General features: G+C 74.5%; 16 protein-coding genes and 1 pseudogene. 8 read left to right on the top strand and 9 right to left on the bottom strand.

Features of this window, described 5'->3' with window-relative positions; translation table 11 throughout:
- Window positions 1-83: 83 nt before the first annotated feature.
- Together KGD83_RS28815 and KGD83_RS22590 are read right to left on the bottom strand one after the other, a co-directional pair.
- Window positions 84-431 (bottom strand): annotated as a pseudogene (locus KGD83_RS28815) (LLM class flavin-dependent oxidoreductase); the annotation flags it as partial.
- An 87-nt stretch (window positions 432-518) separates the two neighbouring features.
- Window positions 519-2,714, bottom strand: a complete 2,196-nt coding sequence (locus KGD83_RS22590; RefSeq protein WP_212641060.1) for a cytochrome c oxidase assembly protein — start codon at window positions 2,712-2,714, stop codon at window positions 519-521.
- Between the two features lie 388 nt (window positions 2,715-3,102).
- Here KGD83_RS22590 and KGD83_RS22595 point away from each other — a divergent pair, with 388 nt between their 5' ends.
- The 4 genes from KGD83_RS22595 to KGD83_RS22610 all read left to right on the top strand — a co-directional run bounded on the left by KGD83_RS22595 (window position 3,103) and on the right by KGD83_RS22610 (window position 7,910).
- A complete protein-coding gene (locus KGD83_RS22595) occupies window positions 3,103-4,320 on the top strand; it encodes an amidohydrolase family protein (protein WP_212641061.1) in 1,218 nt (405 codons plus the stop codon).
- Between the two features lie 324 nt (window positions 4,321-4,644).
- Window positions 4,645-5,766, top strand: a complete 1,122-nt coding sequence (gene ald, locus KGD83_RS22600; RefSeq protein WP_212641062.1) for an alanine dehydrogenase — start codon at window positions 4,645-4,647, stop codon at window positions 5,764-5,766.
- Between the two features lie 394 nt (window positions 5,767-6,160).
- Entirely contained in the window at window positions 6,161-7,318 is a 1,158-nt protein-coding gene (locus tag KGD83_RS22605; RefSeq protein ID WP_212641063.1) for an enolase C-terminal domain-like protein, read from the top strand.
- Between the two features lie 136 nt (window positions 7,319-7,454).
- A complete protein-coding gene (locus KGD83_RS22610) occupies window positions 7,455-7,910 on the top strand; it encodes a MaoC family dehydratase (protein ID WP_212641064.1) in 456 nt (151 codons plus the stop codon).
- A gap of 91 nt (window positions 7,911-8,001) precedes the next feature.
- On the opposite strand, the gene KGD83_RS22615 is transcribed toward KGD83_RS22610, so the two are convergent.
- From KGD83_RS22615 to KGD83_RS22625, 3 genes are all read right to left on the bottom strand, one after another.
- The gene (locus KGD83_RS22615; RefSeq protein WP_212641065.1) at window positions 8,002-9,657 is read right to left on the bottom strand and encodes a glycosyltransferase; all 1,656 of its coding nucleotides are present in this window, start codon (window positions 9,655-9,657) and stop codon (window positions 8,002-8,004) included.
- Window positions 9,654-11,666: a glycosyltransferase gene (locus KGD83_RS22620; protein ID WP_212641066.1), complete on the bottom strand. Its 2,013-nt coding sequence runs from the start codon at window positions 11,664-11,666 to the stop codon at window positions 9,654-9,656. The genes KGD83_RS22615 and KGD83_RS22620 overlap by 4 nt, the downstream gene beginning before the upstream one ends.
- Before the next feature lie 73 nt (window positions 11,667-11,739).
- Window positions 11,740-12,786 (bottom strand): class I SAM-dependent methyltransferase, encoded by a 1,047-nt coding sequence (locus KGD83_RS22625; RefSeq protein WP_212641067.1) that lies wholly within the window; start codon window positions 12,784-12,786, stop codon window positions 11,740-11,742.
- A 778-nt stretch (window positions 12,787-13,564) separates the two neighbouring features.
- Here KGD83_RS22625 and KGD83_RS22630 point away from each other — a divergent pair.
- On the top strand, window positions 13,565-14,179 hold the full coding sequence (locus tag KGD83_RS22630) for a superoxide dismutase (RefSeq protein WP_047868874.1): 615 nt from the start codon (window positions 13,565-13,567) through the stop codon (window positions 14,177-14,179).
- A 151-nt stretch (window positions 14,180-14,330) separates the two neighbouring features.
- Here the strand turns inward: KGD83_RS22630 and KGD83_RS22635 are convergent, their stop codons facing one another.
- Window positions 14,331-15,806, bottom strand: coding sequence for an aminotransferase-like domain-containing protein (locus KGD83_RS22635; RefSeq protein ID WP_212641068.1), 1,476 nt, complete (start codon window positions 15,804-15,806; stop codon window positions 14,331-14,333).
- 119 nt (window positions 15,807-15,925) lie between these two features.
- On the opposite strand from KGD83_RS22635, the gene KGD83_RS22640 reads away from it, so the two are divergent.
- The gene (locus KGD83_RS22640; protein WP_212641069.1) at window positions 15,926-16,411 is read left to right on the top strand and encodes a DUF3291 domain-containing protein; all 486 of its coding nucleotides are present in this window, start codon (window positions 15,926-15,928) and stop codon (window positions 16,409-16,411) included.
- On the opposite strand, the gene bioD is transcribed toward KGD83_RS22640, so the two are convergent.
- Together bioD and KGD83_RS22650 are read right to left on the bottom strand one after the other, a co-directional pair.
- Window positions 16,377-17,114, bottom strand: coding sequence for a dethiobiotin synthase (gene bioD, locus KGD83_RS22645; protein WP_212641070.1), 738 nt, complete (start codon window positions 17,112-17,114; stop codon window positions 16,377-16,379). The genes KGD83_RS22640 and bioD overlap by 35 nt on opposite strands.
- Window positions 17,111-18,463 (bottom strand): adenosylmethionine--8-amino-7-oxononanoate transaminase, encoded by a 1,353-nt coding sequence (locus KGD83_RS22650; protein WP_212641071.1) that lies wholly within the window; start codon window positions 18,461-18,463, stop codon window positions 17,111-17,113. Before KGD83_RS22650 ends, bioD begins: the two co-directional genes overlap by 4 nt.
- A 247-nt stretch (window positions 18,464-18,710) precedes the next feature.
- Here KGD83_RS22650 and KGD83_RS22655 point away from each other — a divergent pair, with 247 nt between their 5' ends.
- The gene (locus tag KGD83_RS22655) at window positions 18,711-19,949 is read left to right on the top strand and encodes an 8-amino-7-oxononanoate synthase (RefSeq protein WP_212641072.1); all 1,239 of its coding nucleotides are present in this window, start codon (window positions 18,711-18,713) and stop codon (window positions 19,947-19,949) included.
- A 51-nt stretch (window positions 19,950-20,000) separates the two neighbouring features.
- A complete protein-coding gene (locus tag KGD83_RS22660; protein WP_212641073.1) occupies window positions 20,001-21,449 on the top strand; it encodes an SGNH/GDSL hydrolase family protein in 1,449 nt (482 codons plus the stop codon).
- Window positions 21,450-21,475: 26 nt separating this feature from the next.
- Here KGD83_RS22660 and rocD read toward each other — a convergent pair whose 3' ends face one another.
- Window positions 21,476-22,750 carry an ornithine--oxo-acid transaminase gene (gene rocD / locus KGD83_RS22665; RefSeq protein WP_212641074.1) on the bottom strand — a complete coding sequence of 425 codons (1,275 nt, stop codon included), beginning with the start codon at window positions 22,748-22,750 and terminating at the stop codon, window positions 21,476-21,478.
- Window positions 22,751-22,889 lie beyond the last annotated feature (139 nt).

Below are 22,889 nucleotides of genomic sequence, written 5' to 3' on the forward strand. Positions count from 1 at the left end.
TCCGGGAGCGCTCCGGGGACCGCCTGCCCCAGGATCCGGTCCGGCTCGTCCAGCGCCGCGGCCGGGTTCGCGGTGCGCTCGGCGTGGGGCCGCCAGGGGATACCCGCGTCGTCGAACTCCGACTCCATGTGGCCCGGGCCCAGTACCAGCCCGAAGCGGGCGCCCGAGACCTGGTCGAGGGTGGCGGCCCCGCGCGCCGGGAGCGCCGGGAGCGCCGGGTTCCGGAACCCGCTGTCGAGCACGTGGGTGCCCGGCCCCAGACGGCTGGTGGCCTCGGCCGCGGCGGCCAGCCGGACGAAGGGCGATGCGATGCCCGGGCGGTCGGGGGCGAGCAGGGCGTCGAAGCCCCGTGCCTCGACGGCGCGGCGGACGTCGGCCCAGTCCCCGGGCCCGTCCGCGAGCATGTCGGCTCCGAAGCGGAATCTCCTCATGGGACCGGGCCAACACCACCGCGCGCTCCGGCCGGGCCCGAGACGACGGCGGGGGCGCACCGGCCGGTGCGCCCCCCGCGTGTCGGTTCAGCCGCCCTTGCTCGCGGCGGGGTCGGGATCGTCGTCCCCGGACCCGGCCGCCGGCGCGCTGCGCGCCTCCGGCTCACCGCCGGTGCGCGGCGGCGCCTCCGTGGCCGCGCTGGCCCCGGCCGGGGCCCCGCCCCGCGAGCGGCGTTCTAGTTCGGCCAGGTAGGCGTTGTAGGCGTCCATGTCGGCGTCGTCGGAGCCGCCCCGGCGGCTGTGGCGCTCCCGGCGGCGCTCCTGCTTCTCGTCGTCGCGCGACCACTGCCGCACCAGCGCGATCATGACCAGCGCGGTGGGGATCTCGCCCAGCGCCCAGGCGACGCCGCCGCCCGCGTACTGGTCGGCGGCCTGGTCCTCCAGCCACGGGATGTCGAACTGGCCGTAGTAGTCCATCGCCAGGGGTTCGGACTGCATCATGATCGTGATGCCGAAGAAGGCGTGGAACCCCATCACCACCAGCAGCAGCAGGATGCGCAGCAGGAAGGGCACCTTCCTGGGCGCCGGGTCCACGCCCACGATGATCCAGTAGAAGAGGAAGCCCACCAGCAGGAAGTGCACGCCCATGAGCAGGTGGCCCAGGTGGTCGTTCATCAGCGTGCCGAACAACGGCGTGAAGTACAGCGCGTAGGGGCCGAACACGAACAGCGGGGCCGCGATCGCCGGGTGCGTGACCAGCTTGGAGAAACGGCTGTTCAGGAACAGGTTGAGCCACTCGCGCGGCCCCCGGTCCCCGCGCCGCGCGGCGGGCTTGAGCGCCCGCAGGGCCAGGGTGATCGGCGCGCCCAGCACCAGCAGGATCGGGGTGAGCATCGACAGCACCATGTGCTGGATCATGTGCGTCGAGAACAGCACCATGGAGTAGGTCGCGAACCCGGTGAGCTGCGTGACCACGATCGTGAGCAGCCCGGCCGCGAAGGCGACCGTCCTCCCCACGGGCCAGGAGTCGCCCCGGCGCACCAGCCGGGTCACGGCGCCCGCGTACAGCCCGCCCGCGACGACCACGATCATGATGAAGAACAGGTCGGGGCGCCACAGGGTGAGCAGGGTCTGGGCGGTCATGGGCGGCGGGACCGGGAAGCCGAGGATCGCGGCGGCCGGGTCCACGGTGCCCTCCAGCGGCGGGGGCGGCGCGGTGCGCCCCAGACCGACGGACACGCCGATGACGGTGGCCATGATGAGCACCTCGGCCAGCGCCGCCCGCAGGAACAGCGGGCGCCGGAAGGCCTCGCCCGCCGGTCCCGTCGGGGCGCCCTCCAGGCGCTTGAAGACGAACTCGCGGTGCATGTAGCCGAACGCGCCCAGGACCCCGAACAGGATGATCTTGACCAGGATGATCAGGCCGTACTCGGTGGCGACCAGGTCCCCGATCGAGTACAGGCGGGCCAGCGCGCTGGCCGCGCCGCTGACGGCCACGCCTGCGTAGGCCCACAGGGCCAGGCGGCTGAAGCGGTTGGCGGCCACCGACGGGTCCTGGGCGTCGCGGCGCAGCGCGTGGTAGGTCAGCGCGGCCACGCCGCCCACCCACACGCTGATGGAGATCACGTGCAGGGCCAGCCCGGTCACGGCCAGCTCGTGCGAGCCGGAGGAGGCCGAGTGGCCGGTCAGCGCGGGCGGCGTGGTGGCGGCCAGGGCCAGGACGAGCAGCCACAGGCCGCCGGTGGCGGTAGTGGCCGTGCGGCCGAACAGGGCGATGCCGGTCGTGAGCAGGACGACGAACATCAGCGCGATGCCGCCCGAGACCGACCCGGCGTAGGCCGTGACCTCGTCGACGCTGATCTGGCCGACCTTGCGGGCCAGGAACTCCGCGGCCTGGAAGTACAGGGTGAACACGGCGGCGAGGGCCCAGACCAGGCCCGCCCAGCTCGCGGCGCGCACGTAGGAGGTCGCCTGCGGGGAGAGCCCGCCCTTGTGTGAGGGCAGCAGGACGGCGGCGAGCAGTAGCAGGCCGATCGCCACGACCGCGGAGGCGTCCATGGTGACCTTGGCCAGCGGCAGGCCCCAGCGGACCGCTTCACCCGCGTCGGGCAGCCCCGGGATGACCTCGGGGAAGGCGGCTCCGCCCAGGACCAGGGTCAGGCTCAGGCCGGCCAGGCACAGGGCGGCGGCCGCGGCGGCGAAGAGGGGCGCCCGTCCCGTGCCCGGGGCGTCGTCATGGTGTTCCTTGAGGGGGGACTTCTGGTTCTGTGCGGGAGGAGCCACGCGCCACTCCGTCGTCGGTCTCGTTGCAACTGGCTGGTCAGCGCCCTTGGCCGTGTGACCGCCTCGCCGCTGTCCGGAACTTTTCCGGCAGGGGCCGCGCACGGAGGAACACCTCGGACAAGGTTAGTCCGTCTACTACACGGTGTCGGACTTGGGCGTCCCCGTACACCCCCGCTGGCGGATCCGAGGCGTCCGCGAAGCGCGCGGAGCGGCCGCCGGGGCCGGGATGTCGGATTCCCCCCTTGCGGAGGGGCTCCTCGCGATACGCTCGTATCCGGTCGAGACGACGGTTTCCCCGCCTTCGGCGTCCGGCCTCCCCTCCCGTGCCGCGGTCGCCCGCGGCTCCTCTCAGCACATCCTCCAGCGAGCGCAGCGAAGGGGACGGCGGATGGCCGTATACGACAGTGTGGTCAGGTCCACCCGCGTGGTCCTCCCCGAGGGGGTCCGGCCCGCCTCGGTCGGGGTGCGCGACGGGCGAGTCGAGGCCGTGGGCGCCCACGGCGCGCGCATGCCCGCCCACGTGACGACCGATCTCGGCGCCGTGGCCCTGCTGCCCGGCGCGGTGGACGTAGGCACCGGCGCGCACGTGCCCGGGCAGGACCTGGCCGAGTCCTACCGCCGGACGGGGGCGGCCGCCCTGCGCGGCGGTGTGACCTGCGTGGTGGCGTCCCCAGCCCCGGCACGGCCCGCCCTGACCTACGCGGACGCCCTCGCCGCGCACCAGCGCGCGGCGGCCCTGTCCCCCGTACCGGTGCTGTTCCTGGGCGGGGTGGCCCCGGGCACCGGCCCGCTGGACCTGGCCGACCTCCAGGCCGCCGGTGCGGTGGCCTTCCACTGCTCGCTGTCGGACGGCGGCGCCCCGGACATCGCGGCGCTCAATGACGCCCAGCTGCGCAAGGCGATGGCCGAACTCGCGGCGCTGGACAGCGTGCTGCTGGTGCACGCCGAGGACGCGGCCGAGCTGGGGACCCCGCCGACGGCGGCGGAGCACCGGCCGCCCCGGGCGGAGCGGCGCGGGCTGGAGCGGGTGATCGCGGCGGCCCGCGCGGTGGGGACGCGCACGCACGTGGGGTCGTTCACCGCGGCCGAGTGCGCGGCGCTGCTGGCGACGGCGGGGACGGTGGGGGTGGCGCTGACCGCGCACACCTGCCCGCACTACCTGTGCCTGCCCTCGGAGACGCTGGCGCCGGAGTCGCCCGCGCACGCCTGTCGTCCGCCGCTGCGCTCGGACGCCAACCGCAAGGCGCTGTGGAACGCGCTGCTGGCGCGGGACTCGGCGATCACCACGGTGGGGTCGGGGCACCTGCCCGCCCACGGCCTGTACACGCTGGAGTGGAGCCTGTCGGCGCTGTGGACGGCGGCGCACCGGCGCGGCCGGGGGCTGGCCGACCTCGCACGGTGGACGGCGCGGGCCCCGGCGGAACTGCTGGGGTTGGTGGGCAAGGGCCGGATCGCGGCGGGGTTCGACGCCGACCTGGTCGCCTTCGACCCCGGCGCGCGGGTGGCGGTCCCCGCGGCGGACCCCAGCCCCTACGCGGGCCGGGAGCTGACCGGCCGGGTACGGCGGGTGTGGATCTCGGGTCGTCCGGCGGGCGGCGTCCGCTAGGGCGGCGGCCCGACCCGCGGCGGCCCGCGGGGCGGTTCCCGGCGGGACGGCGCCCGGACCGAGAGCGCGCGGTGGGGCGCGCCCGGAGCAGGAGCGGGCGGTGGGCGCGCCCGGACCGGAAGTGCCCGGGGCGCCGGTTTCCAGCGCTTCGGGCCCCCGGGGATTGAGGCCGCGCGTCCCGGGCAGGTACCCGTGTCCCGGACCACACACCGGGCTTACACCCTGTCAACAAGATCGTCGACAGCGATGCATGTTGGCGATGGCGCCAGGGCACCCCCGCAGTTCACAGTGGGGGTATCACCGGAGACGGCCGTAGGAGGAACCGTGCGCATCGGCGTGCCCCGCGAGATCAAGAACCACGAGTACCGGGTGGCCATCACCCCCGCCGGTGTCCACGAACTGGTCCGACGCGGCCACGAGGTGGTCGTCGAGCGCGACGCGGGCCTGGGCTCCTCCATCCCCAACGCCGAGTACGAGGCGGCGGGAGCGCGCGTCCTGGACTCCCCCGACGAGGTGTGGGACGCCGGTGAGCTGGTCCTGAAGGTCAAGGAGCCGGTCGCGGCCGAGTACCACCGCATGCGGGAGGGGCAGACCCTCTTCACCTACCTGCACCTGGCCGCCTCGCGCGAGTGCACCGACGCCCTGCTGGACCGGCGGGTGACCGGCATCGCCTACGAGACCGTGCAGCTTCCGGACGGCTCCCTGCCGCTGCTGGCCCCGATGTCGGAGGTCGCGGGGCGCCTGGCCCCGCAGATGGGCGCGGTGACCCTCCAGCGGCCCAGCGGCGGGCGAGGCGTGCTGATGGGCGGAGTGCCGGGCGTGCGCCCGGCGCGCGTGACCGTGATCGGCGCGGGCGTCTCCGGCCTGAACGCGACGCAGATCGCGGTGGGCATGGGCGCGGAGGTGACCGTGCTGGACCTGAACGTGAACAAGCTGCGGCACGTGGACTCCCTCTACCGGGGCCGGGTCAAGACGGTGGTGTCCAACGCCTTCGAGCTGGAGCTGTCGGTGCTGGAGTCGGACATGGTGATCGGCGCGGTGCTGGTGCCGGGGGCCAAGGCGCCCAAGCTGGTGACCAACGAGCTGGTGTCGCGGATGCGGCCGGGCGCGGTGCTGGTGGACATCGCGATCGACCAGGGCGGGTGCTTCGAGGACTCGCGCCCCACCACGCACGCCGACCCCACCTTCCACGTGCACGACACGGTGTTCTACTGCGTGGCGAACATGCCGGGCGCGGTGCCCAACACCTCCACGCACGCCCTCACCAAGGACACCCTGCGCTACACGGTGGCACTGGCGGAGAAGGGCTGGCGGCTCGCCATGAACGAGGACGAGGCGCTGGCCGGGGGCCTGAACACCTTCGACGGTGACGTGGTCTCCGCCCCGGTCGCCGAGGCGCACGGGCTCAAGCACCGCCCGCTGGACGAGGTTCTGGTCCAGGGCTAGGTTCCTTAGCGTTTCGGTCCCGCCCGTCGCCCTCCGCCGCCCTCAACGGAGAGCTTCCGGCTCCAGTGCTTCCACGGGCGCCGGGCCGCCTCCCGCCGCGCCGGTTTCGCTCGGAGGGCCCGCCGGGCCGACCCGCGCGAACCGCCTCGCGAGGGGCCGCCCCCGACGGCCGCTCGCTGATCCGAAGGCCTCCGCGGAACACTCCCAGGAAGGGCTGCCGCCCCCGCACGCGGGCGGCACGCGCCCGGGGTCCGCGCCTCCCGGCCGCACGGATGGCGCGGACCGCACCGTTCGGGGTGGTCGCGCAGGTCGGCCGGGGGTACGGTCGAGGGGAAAGCCCGCGCGTCCGGCTCTGCGGCCGGTCGCGGGAGGACGAGCACCGAGGTGGGACAGCGTGGCACACACCGGCTCGGCGACCGCGACCCGGATCGTCGAACTAGAGCTGATCCGGCTGCGGCCCCCGGCCGGCGGCCGGGGCCCCGGCACCGACGGCCCCGTCCTGGTCCGGGTGGCCGACGGTGACGGCGTGAGCGGCTGGGGAGAGCTGCCGGAGGCCAGCGCGGCCCAGTGGGACGCTCTGACCCGCGCCTTCGCCCCCGCCCTGCTCGGCCACTCCTGGCGGCGTCCGACCGAGGCGGGCGAGGCCTGGGCCGACCTGCCCTGGGACCCGGTCGTGGCCGGGGCCCTGGACGCCGCTTGCTGGGACCTGTGGAGCCGCCAGCGCGACACCCCGCTCTCGCACGCCCTGGGCGGGGAGCGCACCGCGCTCACAGCGGGGGTGACGCTGCCCCGCCAGGCGGCCGTGGAGTCGGTGGTCACGGAGGTGAACCGCCAAGTGGGGGCGGGCTTCCGGCGGATCCGGCTGGAGATCGCGCCGGGCTGGGACGCGGACGTGGTGCGCGCGGTGCAGTCGAGCTTCCCGTTCCTGGTCCTCCAGGCGGACGCGGGCTGCCGCTACACCGAGTCCGCCGCCGACCTGGACGCGCTGCGCGCCCTGGACGGGCTCGGCCTGCTGGCGGTCGAGGACCCCTTCGCACCGGACGACCTCGCGGCGCACGCCCGGCTGTCCGCCCAGATGCGCACGCCGGTGGCGCTGGGCCGGTCCCTGGAGTCGGTGGACGACCTCACCGAGGCGATCCGGGCCGAGGCGGGCGGCGCGGTGAACGTGGACCCGGCCCGTATGGGCGGCCTGACGGCCGCCCGCCGCGCGGTGGACCGAGCCGTGGACGCGGGCTGGCGGGTGTGGTGCGGTTCCTCGGCGGCGACCGGAGTCGGCCGCGCAGCGACGGTCGCGCTGGCCTCGCTGTCGGGGGCCTCACTGCCCGTGGAGATGCCCGGCGCCGGGAACCGTGGCCGCGACCTGGTGCTCCCGCCCGTGCGCGCGCACGACGGGGTGGTGCCGGTTCCGCTGACCGAGAGCGGTCTGGGGCACACGGTGGACCGCTCGGCGGTGGCCGAGCGCACCGCCCGGGCCCTGGTCGTGGACGCCGACGGCCCGCGCGAGGCACGCGTGGAACGCGGGCGCGCCAACGGCGCCCGACGGCGGCGCTGACCGGCGGCCCCCGGGCAACCGCAGCAGGAGCCCGCCGCGCCCGGCCGGGTTCCCTCCTCCCCTAACCGAACAGTGTTAGGTAGAGTTGCGGAACCGTCCGGCCCCCGTTTCCGGACCCGACGACCGTGGAGGCGCGGTGCGCGTATTCGCCGACATCCGAGAGGTGCTCGCATCACAGGGCGAGCACCTGGGCCACACCGACTGGGTGACCATCGACCAGGACCGGATCTCCCTGTTCGCCGACGCGACGCAGGACCACCAGTGGATCCACACCGAGCCGGAGAGGGCGGCCGCGGGCCCCTTCGGGGGCACCATCGCGCACGGGTTCCTCACCCTGTCGATGCTGGCCCACTTCTCCCAGTCGGTGATCTCGGTGACGAAGAAGCCGAGCATGTCGATCAACTACGGGCTCAACAAGGTGCGCTTCCTCCAGCCGGTCGTGTCCGGCTCGCGCATCCGCGACGGCGTTGAGCTCAGCTCGGTCCAGGAGACCCCCAAGGGCTACCTGGTCACCACGACCCACACCGTGGAGATCGAGGGCCGGGAGCGGCCCGCCCTGGTGGCCGAGTCGCTCGGCCTCTGGGTGCCCTGAGGCCCTCCGCTCCCGGGAGGCCGCGGGGCCGCCCGGGATCGCGGGCGCGGCCCCGGCCGGGCGCTCTTCCCTCCCGGCCGGGGCCGCGTGCTCAGCGCGCCAGCTTGCGCAGCGCCCTGCGGGTGAGCCCCGGGGTGAACCAGCGCAGCTTGCGCTCGGCGCGCCTGGCCCGCGCGCGCATGCGCTCCACCTCGGCGAGCGCGTGGTCGAGCTTTCGCCGCAGCACCTCGGGGTTCTCGGGCTTGGTCCGCTCGCCCTCCTCCGGGAACACGAAGTCCGTCCCGGGGACCCAGTGGGTGCCGTAGACCTCCTCCACCCGGCGGTCCAGCTCCTCGGAGCCCGCCTCGGGCCACAGGTGGCGGGCCCTGGCGTAGGCGGCGATCCGCTCCAGGCGCATGACGCCGTCACCGCGCGTGGCGCCGGGCACCGGCGAGCACAGCAGCCCGGCCTTGTTCTTGTTGGCCATGTCGACCAGCTCGACGACCGCCCGCTCCCTCAGCGCCGGACCGGCGGGCACGCGCAGCTGGAAGTTGACGAGCGGGTCGTGGCCCGGCGCCTCCTCCACCAGGCGCACCCGGGGGTCGCCCCGGAAGGTCTCCCGGATCAGCCGCAGGTCGAGCCGCTCCTCGTCCAGCGGGGAGCGCCGACCCTCGTCCAGCACGTCCCAGGGGCCGACCAGCCACAACCGGATGTCGGGGGTGGTGCCGGACAGCAGGGCGGACGCGGTGGTGTCCACGTCCTCCAGGGTGGCGCCGTCCACGTCCATCACCACGTCGACCAGCGGGACCTCCCACTGCCGGTCGGGGCGCTTGCGCCGCAGGTGGAAGTCGGGCACCCGGTTGGCCACGAAGGGGGCGCGGTAGCGGGTGCCCGCGTCGCGGCGGGTCTGCATCTGGGTGCGGCCCAGGTGCCAGCTGCTGGTGTCCAGGTCGGGGACGAACAGGGCGCCCTGCTGGGAGACCCGGTAGGCGAACTCGCTGTCGCCGCCCAGGACCAGCTCACCGTTCAGGCCGCCCGCGGCGTCGAACAGGGTGCGGTGCAGGGAGCCGGTGGCGCCGATGAACACCTTGTAGGCCAGGCGGTCGGCGCTCCGCAGCTTGTCCTTGCCGTCGATGGTCTGCTCCACCCAGTGCGGGTCGGCGCTCTCGCGGTCGAACAGCTGGTCGGCGCGCCCCTCGCGCACCTCGGCGGCCACGTACTCGGCGGTCATGGCCTCCGGGTCGAAGTCCACGAACATCTTGTGGCCCAGGGCGACCCCGTAGTCGACCAGGTGGTGCCAGCGCATCTGCGACTCGACGTGGTCGCGGTAGACCAGCATGTCCGCGTCCAGGCGCAGGACCACCTGGCCGGAGGAGACGGCCACGCCGCTGTTGACGGCGTGCGCCGAACCCCAGCCGCCGGGGGCAGAGGTGATCAGCCGGGTGTTCTGCGGGCGCACCGGTGAGAGCGTGAGGGGTTCGGGCGAGCCGTCGTCCACCACGATCACCTCCATCAGGTGCGCGGGGTAGCTCTGCGCGGACAGGGAGGCCAGGACCAGTTCGAGCTTGTCCTGGTGCCCGTGGGCGGGGATGACCACCGACACCGACAGGGTCGGGGTCCACTCGCCGATCGCGGGCGGCTGGAGCACGGAGTAGTCGTTGCGCCGCGCGCGGGGCTGGTCCCGGTAGTCGGTCTGCGCGCGGGGCAGGAGCGGCGCGGTCGCGCGGCCGCCGGAGACCGGTTCCGGAGTAGTGTCAAGCGTGGTCAACGGTTCTCCCCCGTGTACTCGGTGGCGGGCTGGCCGAGGGGCGAGGGCTCGCCCTCCACGATGGCGCTCGGACGCCAGCCGAACCACTGCTGGGTGTGGTTGTGCAGGAAGAAGGCCATGTCCTCGGACCAGGTGTGCCCGCCGCCGGTGCGGCGGAGCACGTACCCGAGTCCATGGGCGCGGTAGATGCGGCCGCCGCCCCGGATGACGGCGAGGAGCAGCTGGGTGTCGATGGCGCGGGGCAGCGGCCGGAAGCCGCCGATCTCCTCCATCACCACGCGGTCGGTGAGGATCGTGCCCCCGGCGATGAACCGGGTGGCCGCCTCCGACCTGCGGTTGCGCCAGACGGTAAGGTCCACCTCCTGGAGGTAGATGAAGTCCTGTCCGGTGCCCACGAGCTCGGCGCCGGAGTAGGCCCGCGCCAGAAGCAGGTCGGCCAGGTGGTCGGGGCCGTACCAGTCGTCGTCGTCCCACTTGGAGATCAGGTCTCCGGAGGCGCGGTGGACGGAGTCGTTGAGCACCGAGCCGAAGATCTGGCCCGCGTCGGCCTCGTGCAGGACCAGCGGCAGCCCCGTCTCCCGGAAGGCGTCGATCGCCGCGCGCACCTCGGGCAGGTCCGCGGTGAACCCGTGGAGGGTGAGTACCACCTCCAGTTCCACGTCGCGCTGCCGGGCGATCTGGGCGAGCGCGAACCCGACCATCTCGGGGCGGCGCGTGCACAGGATCACCGAGATCCGCGGCTCCCTGGGCAGGGGGATCCCGGCCTGCGCCCCCAGGGCCCGCCAGCGGGAGCGCTGGCCGTGGGCGCGCAGGGCCGTGCGGCGCAGGCGGACGCTGTACTCCTCGCGGCGCAGCTGGTCGCGCAGGTCCTCGTCGCGCGCTCCGGTGATCAGGTCCGTGAGCGGCCCGCCCAGGCCCGACGCCCAGGCGGGCACCTCACCGCTGATCAGGGGCACCCCGCCGGCGGCCAGGGAGGCGACCGCGCGCACCGCGGCGCTGGGCCCGGTGTGCCCGGACCAGTCCACCCTCACCCCGCGCAGGTGGCGCAGGCGCGCCAGGTCGACGTCGGTGACCGTGCCGTCGGCGGCGACGGTGACGAGGTCCTTGCCGCCCTCCCTGACAACGGCGTGGGGGCCGTGGACGGTCAGGTCGGCCAGGTTGCCGTCCTTGACCCTGGTGAACCCGGTGGGGTTGACGGTGAGCTCGTCCACGGGCGCGACCGCGTGCGCGGCGTCCGGCACCGCCCCGCGGGCCCGCACGTGCCCGTCCGGCCCGGCGATCCGAGCCCAGGAGTCGGCGGCGGTGGTGGCGCGGTCCAGGACGGGGACGACCGGGTCGGTCCACTCGGGCCGCTCGACGCCGTCGGACACGCGCAGCGCCAGGTCCCCCACGGGGGTCACCCGGCGCAGCGGGACGGGCCCCCGGGCCTCCACGCCCCGCACGCCGGTGTCGCCCGGCCGCCACAGGGCGGCCTCGGTCCCGTTGAGGACGGCCAGCGGCGCGGTGGCCGGTCCCCGGCGCCGTCCACGGGTGCCGTGCACGACGGCGTCGACCACCTGGACGGCGTCCATCCCGTTGGGGAAGAACAGCTCGCACAGCCAGCCGTTCCTGTTGACGCGGCGGACCCGCACCTCCTGGAGTTCGCGCCACTGGCCCATGCCCGGGGAGGCCGGGATCGGGGGCTCCTGATGGCCGGACGTGGCGACCACGGCGACCACGATGTGCACGGCTCTGGGCAGGTGTGTGGAGACGGTGAGGGCGCGGTGCAGGTCGGTGGTCGTAGCGGCCACGACCGCGACCAGCCCCACCTCGGGCTCCCCGTCCCGGATCCAGGCGCGCGGAAGCTCCAGGGGCTGTCCCAGGGGGTGGGCGTCCAGGTCCACCAGGACGTCGTCGGGGCGGAGCGGCAGCTCGGCCAGGGCGGAGCGGGTGTCGGCACCCGCGTGGCAGAGCACGGCGGCCTCGGTGCCACGGGCGCGCAGTGCCTGCCGCAGGGCGGTGGTAATCATCGGGTGACCTCGGGTGTGTCGGTCGGGGCCCGGCGGGGAGCCCGTCAGGCGGTGCGTGGGAACGCGGCGTCGGCTAGACGCCCTTGCGGCTGAAGACGTGGGCGCCCTTCTCGGCGGCCTCCTCGACGCGCTGGAGTTCGGGGTGCTCGGCCAGCCAGCGGTCGCCGATGGCGCGCTCGTCCACGCGCGCGGCGTCGTCCAGGACGATGACGGCGTCCTCGGTGCAGCGCGGCAGCAGGACGGGCAGCGCGGGGTAGCGGGCCTGCAGGCCGGTGGCCTGGGGCGGGCCGTCGACGAAGGCGAGGCCGATGCCCTCCAGGTCGGCGAAGACCGAGGTGTCGTACCAGCGGTCGGCGGTGGGCCGTTCCCCGCCCTCGACGGTGACCGTCGTGTTGGGGGTCGGGACCAGCGGGGCGTGCCGGACCTCGACGATGTCGTCGAGCCCGTGCGCGGCCACGAGTTCGCGGCTGAGCTCGGCGTAGCGGGCGTCGTGCTCGACGGCGACGAGTCTGCCGGTGCCCGCACGGCGCAGGGCGTAGCCGATCCAGACGCTGGAGGCGCCGCTGCCGCACTCCACGACCAGGTCGGGGCGCAGCCGGTCGATCTGGCGGACCAGGATGCGGAGCACGTCGGGGGAGGCGGCCCAGCCGCGCAGGGGCGGCATGAACACGGCGGTGTCGAGGTGCTCGCGCAGCTCGGTCCAGGCGACCTGCTGCTCGTAGTCGTCGCGGCCCCGCGCGGTGACCACGTTCCTGATCTCGCGGCTGACCTTGGGGAGCGTGTGGTCCTGGAGGTGGGCGAGGCGTTCGCGGACGCCGTCCATGGCCAGGACCGCCTCCAGACGGTCCCGTCCCAGCGTCTCGGCGACGCCGCGGCTGTGGGCCTCCATGGAGGTGGACACGCTTCTGGAGAGGGCGCCCACCCTGCGGTACAGGAGCAGCGTGCCCAGCCCGAGCACGCCCACGGCACCGGTGAGCAGGCCGAGGAAGGTGAGGGTGAGCACGTCCGTCCAGCCGATCAGGCCGGCGATCCCCAGTGCGGTCGGCACGCAGAGCACGGCGGCGCCGACCACCGCGCCGGTGACCAGGAGTGGACGGAGACGGCTGCGAAGCGACCGCATGGGCGGATACCTCCACGGGAGTTTCGACACGGTTCCGCCGGGCGCGGGCCGCGGGGGGACGAGAGGGGAAGGGCTGGTTTCCCGGCACTGAACTGCCGCTTCGCCCGGTGTTTCGGGGAGGCCGGCAATCCGCTCAGACGCTTTCGACCTTAGCCCTTCGCGGAAATAACGGACGCCCCCGAAGGGGAATCGAAACCCGGATTACACGCAATTCGCCTTCCGTTCACCCGCGCATCACGTGCTTCTCGTTTGCACGCATCCGGGGCTTTCCCGGGGCGTCGGCGACCCCGTCCCGGGACCCGCTGGCCTCACGTGGGACCTCCCGCGCGGGGGCGCCGGGGCCCGGGCGCGTGCGGCCGCGCGCCGTTCGGAGCACCACGGCCAATTCTTCCTCCTCCCACCTGCGAATTCAACGCGGCGGCCGCGGACACCGGCGGGTGTTTTCCGCGAACTCCGCGCGCCCGTATCCGCGTCCCGGGCGATTTCACCGCGAAAGCCAGGATTGGGAGCGGCCGTGCCGGGCAGTGCGGAGAGGAGGCGGCGGTGGGACCTCGGCCGCGCGGACGGTCCGTGCGGGGTCCGCTCCCCCGAGGGGCGACGGCCGCGGGGACGCCGCCGGGCCCTTCCGGACCGGGGCCGACGACCTCGGTTTATTCCCGTGCCGGAGTGTAAAGAGCCTGACATCGGGTGAGCCGCCGCTCGACTGATAGCTTGCTGCCTAGGCGATCCCATCGCTGGTGAACACGACGAACCGCGTCATTGGAAAGGTGCGTCAGAGATGTCTGCGCCGTACTCGCTTCCCGAACTGCCCTACGACTACGCGGCCCTGGAGCCGTGGATCTCCGGTCAGATCATGGAGCTGCACCACGACAAGCACCACGCGACCTACGTCGCCGGTGCCAACACGGCTCTGGAGAAGATGGCGGAGGCCCGGGAGACCGGCGACTTCGGCACCATCCCGATGCTGGAGAAGAACCTGGCCTTCAACCTTGGCGGCCACGTCAACCACTCCGTCTTCTGGAAGAACCTGTCCCCCGAGGGCGGTGACAAGCCCGAGGGCGAGCTGGGCGCGGCCATCGACGACCAGTTCGGCTCCTTCGACGCCTTCCGCTCGCACTTCACCGCCGTGGCCACCACCATCCAGGGCTCGGGCTGGGCGATCCTGGCCTGGGACGCGCTGGGTCAGCGCCTGGTCATCGAGCAGCTCTACGACCAGCAGGGCAACACCGCCCTCAGCTCCGTTCCGCTGCTGATGCTGGACATGTGGGAGCACGCCTTCTACCTCCAGTACAAGAACGTGAAGGCCGAGTACGCCAAGGCCTTCTGGAACGTGGTCAACTGGGCCGACGTCCAGGAGCGCTTCACCAACGCCCGCGGGGTCAAGATCGGCTAGGCCCGGTCCCCCGTCCGGTTCGTCGCCGGACACGGCGGAGGGCGGCACCACCCACCGGTGATGCCGCCCTCGCGCGTGTGCGGGGCCGCCTCTCCCGGCCCCCGCCCGCGCCGAGCCCCGTTCCCGGGCCCGGCGCGCCCGCCCCGGCGGGTCAGACCACGAGGCGGACGGGGTCGGCCTCCACCGGCCCGTGCCGGTCGAGTTCGCGCCAGGCCCGCGCCAGCCGCCAGACCAGCTCCTCGCGGGTGGGGGCGTCGTAGGCGAAGGGCAGCCGGAACCACTCGGCGTGGCGCTCCCCTCCGGACGCCGACATCACCGAGCCCGGGACCAGCTCCACGTCGTGGCAGAGCGCGACCTGCACGTAGGCGCGGGCCTCCACACCTGGCAGGCGCACCCACAGCGCCGCCCCGCCGTCGGGGCGCCGCCACTCCCAGGAGGGGAGGGCCCCGCGCAGCAGCTCCTCCATGTGGTCGAGGGCCTCTCGCATCAGTGCGGAGCGCTGCCGGGACAGCTCGTCGTAGCGCTCCAGGAGGCGCACGGTCACCGCCTGGTCGAGCAGAGGGCTGGCCAGGTCGGCGAGGACCTTGCGGCGGCTCAGGCGCAGGGCCATCTCGGCGGGCGCGCGCAGCCAGCCCAGCCGGAGCCCGGCCCAGCCGACCTTGGACAGCGACTCCACGGTGATGACCTCGGCCCCGCGCGGGGCGAACGCGGCCAGCGGCGGGGGCTCGTCGGGGGCGCGCAGGCCGGTGTAGGCGTGGTCCTCCAGCACCGGCACGCCGTGGCGGGCGGACAGCTCGCCCAACTCGCGGCGGCGCGCCGCGGACATCATCGTGCCGGTGGGGTTGTGGTACGAGGGCATCGTGTAGACGAGGTGGGGTGCGTGCTCGGCCACGGCGCGGCGCACGCCGTTGGCGTCCAGCCCCTGTTCGTCCAGTGGCACGGGCAGGAAGCGGGCGCCCCGGTCGCCCATCAGGTCCAGGCAGCCCGCGAAGCTGGGGTCCTCCACCACGACGGGCGAGCCGTTGCGCAGGTAGAGCTGGGCGACCAGGTTGACGGCCTGGTGGGCGCCGGTGGTGACGACGATCTGGTCGTCGGTGGTGGGCAGGCCCCGGGCGGTGTAGTGGTCGGCGACGGCCCGGCGCAGCGCGGGCAGACCGCTGGGGTGGTAGCTGCCCTCGGCCATGAGCGCGGGCAGGTCCTCGGCCACGACCCGGCGGATGGCCTCCTCCACGCCGGGGAGCGCGGGGGTGGACAGGCAGGCGGCCGAGATGAGCCCCTCCTCGTGCTGGAAGAGGTTGCGGTACATGGGGTTGCCCGTGCCGTTGGCGGTCCAGCCGTCCGAGCGCACGGGCGCGATCCGGCTGCTGACGCGGGTGCCGCTGCCCTGCCTGCTGTCGAGGATGCCGTCCGCGCGCAGGGCGTCGTAGGCGGATACCACGGTGGTGCGGCTGACCCGGAGGCCGCCGGCGAGGGCGCGTTCGGAGGGCAGGCGCTCGCCGGGGGTGAGGCTGCCCTGGTCGACCAGTTGGCGCAGGGTGTCGGCGAGGCGCCGGTAGAGGGGCCCGCTTCCCCTGGACCAGGCGCCGAGGATGTCGGCGAGTTCGGCGGAACTCCGGGAAGAGTCCATTTTCCCCTCCATTGGATCTGTGGGGAGTGGCCCCCGGGTTCCATAATGGCATCACCGGGGGGATGCCACCAGAGCCGGAGTGGCCCCCGAAAAAGCAGTCCAATTTCTCGGGAGCGGTCATGCACTTCCTCGCCCGGCGCCGACACGACACCGTCCGCCGCACGCCCCGCCGCCGCCCGGACCGCCCCGGAGAGCACGGTCCCGCGCTCCGCACAGGCCGGCCGGTGCTGGTGGAGGCGCGCGTCCTGCGGGGCGACCGCCGCCGCCTCGGCGCGTTCGCCGCCGCCCTGCGCGAACGGGCCCGGCGGGGCCCCGGACACCTGGAGGAGGTCCACTTCCTCGACGAGGGGGACCGCGTCCGGCTCATCTCGCTGTGGCGCTCCCCCGGCGACCTTCGGTCCTTCGTGGAGGCGGCGCACCGGGACGTGCTGGCCTTCCGCGCGGCCGTCGGCTCCTTCCCGCAGGTGGAGCGCACGCTGTGGTGGTCGGCCGCCGGAACCCCGGTGTCGCCGCGGGAGGCCGGGGAGCGCGCGGCGTGGCTACGCGCGCACGGTCCGGGCGCGCGGGCGTTCACCCTGTCCTCGCCGGTGCCCCCTCCGTCCTGATCCCCGCCCCGGCGCCGCCCCGCCAGACCCCGCCCAGGCGGGGCGTCAGGGAGCGGCGGGCCACGTCCGCGAACGCGCGCGGGTCCAGCGCCCCGCTGCCCCGCGGCACGGCTCCCGCCAGGGGACCCGCCCCCATGGCGGACAGGTCGGTGAGGTTGCAGCGCATGGCCAGGTCCGGGCGGTCCGGCCAGGACCCGACCACCACCCCTGTCGGGGACAGGCCCCGGGTGCGCAGCGCCTCGGCGGTCAGCGCGGTGGCGTTCAGGGTGCCCAGGTCGGGTCGGGCCACCACCAGGACCGGCGCGGACAGCAGCACGGCGACGTCGGCCAGGGTCTGCCCCTCGGCGTTGAGCCGCACCAGGAGCCCGCCCGCACCCTCGACCAGCACCAGGTCGTGCGTGCCCGCCAGGCGCCACACGGCCTCGGCCACCGCCTCGGCCCGCACGGGTTCGGCCCCGCAGCGGGCGGCGGCCGTGGCGGGGGCCAGCGGCTCGGGGTAGCGGACCAGTTCCGCCGTCGTCACGCCCGGGACCAGTGCGGCCACGGTGTCGGCGTCGCCGGGTTCGCCGGTCCCCACCCCGGTCTGGGCGGGTTTGAGCACGGCCACCCGCCGTCCCGCCGCGACCGCCAGCGCGGCCACCGCCGCGGTGACCACCGTCTTGCCGACCCCGGTACAGGTCCCCGTCACCACCAGGACGCTCATCGGCGCTCCTCCCCCAGACAGGCCCGCACCGCGGCGGCCATCCCGTCGGCGACGGCGGCCACCTCCTCCGAGGTGCACACGTAGGGCGGCATGGCGTACACGTGCTCGCGGAAGGGCCGCAGCCACACCCCCGCCTCCACCGCCGCCCGCGTGGCCTCGGCCATGCGCACCGGCGCGTCCAGCTCCACCACCCCGATCGCGCCGAGCACCCGCACCTCGCGCACGCCCGGCAGCCCCTCCAGCGGGGCCAGCCCCTCGCGCAGGCCGGTCCCGATCCGCGCCACGTCGCCCCTCCAGTCCCCGCCGGTCAGCAGGTCCACCGAGGCCAGCGCGGTCGCGCAGGCCAGCGGGTTGCCCATGAACGTGGGTCCGTGGGCGAGCACCGGCACCTCGCCCCCGGCGATGCCGCGGGCCACCCGTGCGGTGCACAGCGTCGCGGCGAGGGTCAGGTAGCCGCCGGTCAGCGCCTTGCCCAGGCACATGACGTCGGGGGCGACACCGGCGTGGTCGGCGGCGAAGAACTCACCGGTGCGGCCGAAGCCGGTGGCGATCTCGTCGAAGACCAGCAACAGCCCGTACTCGTCCGCGATCCGCCGCAGCTCCCGCAGGTAGCCCGGGTGGTGGAAGCGCATGCCTCCCGCGCCCTGCACCACGGGTTCGACGATGACCGCGGCCAGCTCGTCGGCGTGCTCGGCCGCCAGGCGCTCGAAGGCGGCAACGTAGCCGGGATCGGGTTCGGCGTCGAACCCGGAGGGCGGCGCGGGGGCGTGCACCTGGGCTGGGAGCACGTCGCCCCACAGGGAGTGCATGCCGCCATCGGGGTCGCACACGCTCATCGCGTGGAAGGTGTCGCCGTGGTAGCCGCCCCGCCAGGTGAGGAAGCGGCGCCGCCCGGGTCTGCCGGTGGAGCGGTGGTACTGCATGCACATCTTCATGGCGACCTCCACCGCCACGGAGCCCGAGTCGGCGAGGAAGACGTGCTCCAGCGGCTGCGGGGTGACCGCCACCAGGGCCTCGGCCAGGTCCGCGGCGGGCCCGTGGGTGAGCCCGCCGAACATGACGTGGCTGAACGCGTCGGCCTGCCGCCGCACCGCGGCGTCGAGCACCGGGTGGCGGTAGCCGTGCACCGCCGACCACCAGGACGACATCGCGTCCACCACGCGCCGCTCGCCCTCCTCAGACCACAGGGTCAGCGTCGCCCCCTCGGCACCGGTGACCACGTACGGCCGCTCCGCGGCGGGAACCGTGGTGTAGGGGTGCCACAGACGGGCGGTGTCCGCGGCGCGGATCCGGGCGGAGCGGTCCGCGGGCGCCCGGTCTGCGGGGGCCGCGGGGGACGTCGGGGTCATGGGGCTCCATTGTTCACCCCGCGCCCGTGCGCGCCCCCGTGCGGTCCCACCAGGAAACGGGGCGGATCTTTGTGGGCTTCGGTGAATGACGCGCACGTGCGCGGAACGGCAGAGTCGTAGACGCCTCCCTGGCACGAAGGACCGGACCGCCCCAGCGGGATTGGCCGCCGCTGGGTCGGTCCCCGCCGGGGACGCGCCCTCGCCTCCCGGCCCGACCGCGCCCACGACCCAGGAGGCCGACCCGCGTATGCCGAGCACCGCCGCATCCACCCGCCGCCCGTGGCCCCTGCGCGCCACGGCCCGCGCGCGCCACGCTCAAACGCTGCCGCCGGGACACCCCTTCGCGTGGTTGGACGCCGCCGCCCGCGCACGCGCCGAGGCCGGGCTGACGCGGCGCGCCACGCCCCGGCCCGCGGCCGACGGCCTGCTGGACCTGGCGGGCAACGACTACCTCGGGCTGCTGCGCCACCCGGACGTGGTGGCCGCGGCCGGGGACGCCGCCCGCGTGTGGGGCGCGGGCGCGGGTGGATCGAGGCTGGTCACCGGGGACACCGGCCTGCACCGGGAGCTGGAACGCGAGCTCGCCGACTTCCACGGCGCGGAGTCGGCGCTGGTGTTCTCCTCCGGTTACGCGGCGAACCTGGCGATGGTCACCGCGCTGGCCGCGCCGGACGGCGGCGCCCCTCCCCTGCTGGTGTGCGACCGGTACAACCACGCCTCCCTCATCGACGCGACCCGGCTGGCCCGGGCGTCGGGAGCGCGGGTGGCTCTCTACGACCACGCCGACGCGGACCGGGCCGCCGAGGCGCTCGCGACCGCCGAGGGGCGGGCCCTGCTGCTGAGCGACACCGTGTTCTCCGTGGACGGCGACCTCACCGACGCGGCCGCCCTGGCGCGCGCGGCCCGCGGGCACGGCGCAGCCCTGCTGCTGGACGACGCGCACGGCCTGGGCGTGGTGGGACCCGGCGGGAGCGGGACGGCGACCGCAGCCGGGCTGCGCGGCGCGGACGACGTCGCGGTGTCGGTGACCCTGTCCAAGTCGCTGGGCTCCCAGGGCGGCGCGGTGCTGGGCTCGCACCGGGTGGTCCGCCACCTGACCGAGACCGCGCGCACGTTCGTCTTCGACACCGGCCTGGCTCCGTCATCGGCGGGCGCGGCCCTGGCCGCACTGCGCGTGCTGCGCGCACAACCCTGGTTGGCCGACGCGGTGCGCGACCGCGCGCGGCGGCTGGCGGAGGGGCTGCGCGGGCGCGGGCTGCCCGCGAGCGCCCCGGACGCCGCCGTGGTGTCGGTGACGGCGCCCTCCCCCGGGGCCGCTCTGGCCTGGCGCGACGCCTGTCTGACCGCGGGCGTGCGCGTGGGCTGCTTCCGCCCGCCCTCGGTCCCCGACGGCCGGTCCCGGCTGCGGCTGACCGCCCGGGCGACGCTGAGCGGGGCCGACGTGGACCGGGCCGTGGACGTCATCGCGGCGAACCGTCCCGGATAGTCTTGCGGAGGTGACGAGAGTCCGCCGGGACCCGGGGAGGCGATAGCGGCCGTGTCAGCACGTGGTGAGGGCCCCGAGGCGCCGGAGCCGGTCCCCGCGGACCCCTCCGCCGTCGGCCGTGTACCCGACGCCGCCCCCCGCGAGCCGGAGGAGGACCCCTACGGCGAGGAAGCGAACGGCAGCGGCGGCCCGGGGGGCACCGGCGGCCCCGACGGCGGCGGCACAGGCGCGGGACCGGGCGGCACCGGCGGCTCGGACGGCCGCGGCGGTTCCGGTGACGGGGCCGACGACGGCAGCGGCGGGGACGGCTCCGGCGGGGAGGCCGGGGGAGGCCGTCCGCGCCGACGGCGTCGGCGCTCCCGGGTGGCCGCCGCCGTCTCGGTCACGCTGATCCTGGTCATGGTGGCCGTCCTGGCGCTGCCCGCCACCCGCGAGGGCCTGGTCTCCCTGTGGTGCGAGGCCACCGACGGCGTGTGCCCGGCCGAGGAGCTCCCCCCGATCACCGAGGAGGAGCAGACCGACTGGCGGGTCCGGATGGAGCCCGAGGAGGCCGCGCTGTGGGGCAACTACGTGGCCTTGGGCGACTCCTACTCCTCAGGTGACGGCGCGGGCGACTACGCCCCCGACACCGCCGAGGCGGGCGGGTGCTGGCGTTCGGAGAACGCCTACCCCCGGGTGGTCGCCGAGGAGTTCGACTTCACCGGTTCGCTGGCCTTCTACGCGTGCAGCAGCCACAAGGGCTCGGAGATGATCGAGCAGATCGGCGCCTCCGAGTCCCAGATCGATCGGGTCACCGAGAACACGTCCCTGGTGACCCTGGGCATCGGCGGCAACGACCTGGGCTTCATCCCCGTCCTGCGCACCTGCATGGTGCGGATGCCGCTCCTGGAGAGCAGCGTCTGCGTCGAGCAGGAGGAGGATGTCGACAAGCGGATGAGGGCCTTCGAGGAGACCCTGACAGAGATCCTCGGCGAGGTCCGCGACCGCGCGCCCGACGCCCGCATCCTGGTGCTGGGCTACCCGCGGCTGTTCCCGGAGGACCCCCCGGGCATGTACTACACGCTGACCAGGAGCGATCAGCTCTGGCTGAACGGTCTGGCCCAGCGGTTCAACGAGCTCATCCGCGACACGGCCTACCGGGTGGACGGCGACGTCTACGGCGGGCGCCAGACCGGCAGCGTGGAGTACGTGAACACCTTCTCCGCCCTGAGCGGGCACGAGGTGAGCGCGGACGCGGCATGGCTGAACGGGATCGTGCTCGGGCAGCTGGGCGAGGGCCTGCGCGTGGACCGGGCGAGCTTCCACCCCACGGCGCAGGGGCAGCTGTCCATCGCCGAGCGGGTGCGCCTGCAGATCGTGCAGGGCCCCGAGCGGGAGGTCTACGTGGCCCGGGAGACACTTGAGAAGGTCGATCCCGAGCAGCTGAGGTCGGAACTGGGCGGACCGCTGGACCCGGAGTTCGCCACCGAACCGCCCGGCAACGAGGCCGACGCCCCCTGAGACGGGGGGACGTCGGCCCCGCGTCGCTACCGGCCCGCCTGGAGCTCCCCGATCACCTCGGCGAAGCGGTCCAGGCCCCAGTTGAGGTCCTCCTCGCTGATCACCAGGGGCGGCGACATCCGCACGGTGGAGCCGTGGGTGTCCTTGACCAGGACCCCGCGGTCGGCGAGGCGCTCGCACAGCTCCCGGCCCGAGGCCAGCGACGGGTCGACGTCGATGCCGGCCCACAGCCCGATGCTGCGCGCGGACACCACACCGTCCCCGACGAACTCCTTGAGGCGGCGCTTGAGCACCTCGCCCAGACGGCGCGTGTTCTCCAGGTAGGGCCCCTCGGTGAGCATCCGCACGACCGTGCTCCCGACCGCTCCGGCCAGCGGGTTGCCGCCGAACGTGCTGCCGTGCTGGCCGGGCTGGATGACGCCGAGCACGTCCTCGTCGGCGACCATCGCCGACACCGGCAGGACGCCGCCGCCCAGCGCCTTGCCGAACAGGTAGGCGTCGGGGACCACCCCGCTGTGCTCGCAGGCCCGGACCGTCCCGGTGCGTCCCAGGCCGGACTGCACCTCGTCGGCGATGAACAGCACACGCTCGCGGTCGCAGATCTCCCTCACCCGGGGCAGGAAGTCCGCCGGCGGCACGATCACCCCCGCCTCGCCCTGCACGGGCTCGATGAGGACCGCCGCGGTCGTGGAGTCGATGGCGGCCTCGATGGCCTCGGCGTCACCGTAGGGCACGGACCGGAAACCCGGCGTGTAGGGCCCGAAACCGGTCCTGGCCTCCGGGTCCGATGAGAAGGAGACGATGGTGGTGGTGCGGCCGTGGAAGTTGGCGCCCGCCACGACGATGGTCGCCTCGTTCTCGGGCACGCCCTTGACCTCGTAGGCCCACTTGCGGGCCACCTTGATGCCTGTCTCCACCGCCTCGGCGCCGGTGTTCATCGGCAGGACCTTCTCCTTGCCGACCATGTCGGCGAGGGCGCTGACCCACGGGCCGAACTGGTCGTTGTAGAAGGCACGGCTCGTGAGGGTCACCCGGTCGATCTGCCGGTGCGCCGCCGCGAGCAGGTCGGGGTTGTGATGGCCGAAGTTCATCGCGGAGTACCCGGCCAGGCAGTCCAGGTACTTCCTGCCCTCGACGTCGGTCACCCAGGCGCCACGGCCCTCGGCGATCACGACGGGAAGGGGTGAGTAGTTGTGCGCCGACCGCGCCCGCGCGAGCGCGATGTGGTCCGCGCCGGAGAGTGCCTCTCCACCGGGGTTCCCGGCGGAGTCCCGCTGCCCCAGGTTCTGGGTGTTGCCCATCTAGCAGCTCCGATCACCATTGACCGATGTCAGACAGTTGATACCCACCATCGGGCCGGATCGCGCCCCTTCGGCGGGAGGTCCCCAAGAGTTGAGCAGATGATCCGGTGAGCCCACAAGGGGTGGGGCAGATCACAGC

Origin of the sequence: Nocardiopsis akebiae, from assembly GCF_018316795.1 — a bacterium.
Lineage (GTDB): Bacteria > Actinomycetota > Actinomycetes > Streptosporangiales > Streptosporangiaceae > Nocardiopsis > Nocardiopsis dassonvillei.

Coding starts and splice junctions, on each gene's coding strand:
- KGD83_RS22595 (WP_212641061.1), top strand. CDS start 3,103: ATGGCCGTATACGACAGTGTGGTCAGGTCCACCCGCGTGGTCCTCCCC.
- KGD83_RS22640 (WP_212641069.1), top strand. CDS start 15,926: ATGCACTTCCTCGCCCGGCGCCGACACGACACCGTCCGCCGCACGCCC.
- KGD83_RS22630 (WP_047868874.1), top strand. CDS start 13,565: ATGTCTGCGCCGTACTCGCTTCCCGAACTGCCCTACGACTACGCGGCC.
- KGD83_RS22650 (WP_212641071.1), bottom strand. CDS start 18,463: ATGACCCCGACGTCCCCCGCGGCCCCCGCAGACCGGGCGCCCGCGGAC.
- KGD83_RS22635 (WP_212641068.1), bottom strand. CDS start 15,806: ATGGACTCTTCCCGGAGTTCCGCCGAACTCGCCGACATCCTCGGCGCC.
- bioD (WP_212641070.1), bottom strand. CDS start 17,114: ATGAGCGTCCTGGTGGTGACGGGGACCTGTACCGGGGTCGGCAAGACG.
- KGD83_RS22620 (WP_212641066.1), bottom strand. CDS start 11,666: ATGATTACCACCGCCCTGCGGCAGGCACTGCGCGCCCGTGGCACCGAG.
- KGD83_RS22655 (WP_212641072.1), top strand. CDS start 18,711: ATGCCGAGCACCGCCGCATCCACCCGCCGCCCGTGGCCCCTGCGCGCC.
- KGD83_RS22625 (WP_212641067.1), bottom strand. CDS start 12,786: ATGCGGTCGCTTCGCAGCCGTCTCCGTCCACTCCTGGTCACCGGCGCG.
- rocD (WP_212641074.1), bottom strand. CDS start 22,750: ATGGGCAACACCCAGAACCTGGGGCAGCGGGACTCCGCCGGGAACCCC.